Annotated in this window: 3 protein-coding genes; 2 read left to right on the forward strand and 1 reads right to left on the reverse strand. The window is 52.3% G+C overall.

The genetic code is table 11. From position 1 onward, the window contains the following. A partial coding sequence (locus F4X57_04630; protein MYC06446.1) for an IS256 family transposase occupies nucleotides 1–274 on the reverse strand: 274 nt, incomplete at its 3' end. A 141-nt stretch (nucleotides 275–415) separates the two neighbouring features. Between F4X57_04630 and F4X57_04635 the strand changes: the two genes are divergently transcribed. Continuing rightward, nucleotides 416–649 carry a hypothetical protein gene (locus F4X57_04635; protein MYC06447.1) on the forward strand — a complete coding sequence of 78 codons (234 nt, stop codon included), beginning with the start codon at nucleotides 416–418 and terminating at the stop codon, nucleotides 647–649. A gap of 108 nt (nucleotides 650–757) precedes the next feature. Beyond that, nucleotides 758–2,479: an ATP-binding protein gene (locus F4X57_04640; protein MYC06448.1), complete on the forward strand. Its 1,722-nt coding sequence runs from the start codon at nucleotides 758–760 to the stop codon at nucleotides 2,477–2,479. Nucleotides 2,480–2,635 lie beyond the last annotated feature (156 nt).

Raw genomic sequence — 2,635 nt, forward strand, 5'->3', positions numbered from 1 at the left:
ACCCGTTCGCCGATACCTCGGCCGGCACGTCCGACACTCTCGGAACCTTCACCTCTACCGCGGACACTCCCACCGTCAGTTCGCGACTGGGATGATGGCCGTTTCTGTATCCTCGAAACTCCTCGCTTCTCTCGTAGCGATCCCTGCCCAGGAATACGTTCACCTCCTCTTCGAGGGCGGCAGCAAGCATCCGTCTCGCTCCTTCCCTCACCATCTCTTCCAGCGTACCGTCAACAACGTTCGTATCGTCCTCATTCTGATATACTTCCCTCACGGCGTGTTCCTCCAGTCTGTCTTTTGACTTCTTTCACTATCTGGAAGGATACGCCTTTTCCTTTACTAACGCTTTTTCAATTTCCACAACTTCTAATATTACTTCCCAATCTTGGATTTGCGGGCCTTAACTGAAGGGTAATTGACGAAGGCTACGGAGATATTTGAGGAGTTTCGTGAGCTTGACCTCAAGCCGGCATATCTCGCAGACGCAGATGCGAATCGTGCGATGCTAGACTGGCGTGTAGTCTGTGATCTGCTGGGTTTCGACGAAGACATCTATGCTGCCGTGCGTCGCCTCGCCGTCAAGTGGTGTGCTGAGCCTTCGGTGCGCGGCGGCAAGAGGCGTCCTCGAAACGCGAGGTTTGTAGCCTGAGCTTCGGTGCAACATCGATAGGGTGGAATTCCGAGAAGCACTCTGACTGCGATATGTAAGTTGAAAGTAATGCTTTCAGATTGCACGCACCCATGATATACTCAATCTATGATTGAGCGCCAGATAACACCCCGACTAGTCAGCCTCTTTGAGCAGTATCCGTTCGTAACTGTGACGGGACCTCGACAGTCGGGCAAAACAACCCTTTGCCGCGCGGCTTTCCCTGGACTGGCATACGTCAGCCTTGAAGCTCCAGATCAGAGGGAGTTCGCCGAATCAGATCCTCGTGGCTTTCTGTCACAGTTCAACAACGGCGCTATTCTGGACGAGATTCAGCATGTCCCCGAGTTGCTGTCTTACTTACAGGTGTTGGCTGACGATAGCGGCCGGAACAGCCAATTCGTGCTCACTGGTAGCGAGCAGTTCCGGCTATCGGAAGCCATCAGTCAATCTCTGGCAGGGAGGACGGCGTTGTTGCGCCTTCTTCCGTTTTCTATGGCAGAGAGGCAGAGAATCGGTGCCAGTGGTGAAATAGATGATGCCCTGTTTTCCGGGTTCTATCCCCGGATTCTCGATCAGAATCTCAATCCACGTCAGGCACTTGGGGACTATTTCGAGACGTACGTCGAGCGTGATGTGAGGCGGCTTGGCGGGATACGGGACCTGTCTGGGTTCCGGCGCTTCGTTCGCCTGTGTGCGGGGCGCGTCAGCCAACTGGTTAACCTAAGCTCACTTGGCGCAGATGCAGGCGTTTCTCATACGACGGCACGAGAGTGGCTTTCGGTGCTGGAGACGAGCTACATAATACTCCGGCTACAACCGTTTTACTCCAACCTTCGTAAGCGCTTGGTCAAGTCTCCGAAACTCTACTTCTATGACGTCGGGCTGGCCAGCTATCTCATCGGAATTGAAAGCAGTCGGCAGGTCGCGACACATCCACTGCGCGGACCTTTGTTTGAGAACGCGGTTGTCGCTGAGGCGTTGAAATATCGATTCAATCGTGGTATGAACCCCAACCTGTCATTCTACAGGGATTCGAGCGGACTGGAGTGTGACCTTCTCTATGAGACGGGAGACGGCCTGACCGCCATCGAGGTAAAGTCGGGGTCGACTGTCGTTTCGGACTACTTCGGGTCGCTCAATCGCGTCGCCGAAATTGTGACTCATATCTCGGCTAAAGCAGTCGTCTATGGGGGCATCGCCCGTCAGTCTCGAAGTGACTGTGAAGTGGTGCCACTCGGTGGGTTTGCAAGCACGTTGGAACGTATGGATGTCGATCAGGAAGTCATCGCCTTCGTGCAGGAGAATATGGGGTTTGAAGCAGACGCCTCCGACATCGACACGTTGGATGTTGTGTATCAGAGGCGCATCTTACAAATTATCTGGCACATACAGAATGCACTAGCTCCTTTTGAAAGGCTGTTCCGCGGCATCTACCAACAATCATATATCTCGCTTGGTCAGCATAGGGTAAATTCCAGCAGCCTTCTCACATCTGGTAACTGGGATCGGACAAAAAGTGATCACATCGTGACGCGAGGTTTCTCACTTACTGAAGACAAGCCACTGAACATAGAGCACCAATTTGTGTTCAGCGATTATACAGGCAGCCGAGAAATAGACTCGAATTTGATTCTTTCCATATCCTGGAAGCTCTCCGGTGAAAGTCTAAGCCAGTCTGTAGCCATTGATCAGGAAGGAATTGCAGAACTCGAAGAGTCTATCTCATATTCGGAACTGCAAGATGGAGTCATTGATAGAGACTTGTTCGTGGCTAAGATAATGACTCACATCATGGGACGAATAGTCAATTTGTCGGAAGGAAGATAGAAGCACGGTCGGCGTGGTGAGAGTACATTGCTGCTCGTAATCAAATGCAACTTGAAGGAATAGCGGCGAGAGAGTCTGCGCCTTCGGAACAAGCCCCTTATGATGAACTGACAACGGCTCTGGAATCTCCCAGACGGCTGGTAGAGCTCCCCTCAA

The organism is Chloroflexota bacterium (assembly GCA_009840355.1).
Lineage (GTDB): Bacteria > Chloroflexota > Dehalococcoidia > Lucifugimonadales > JADFKI01 > Bin90.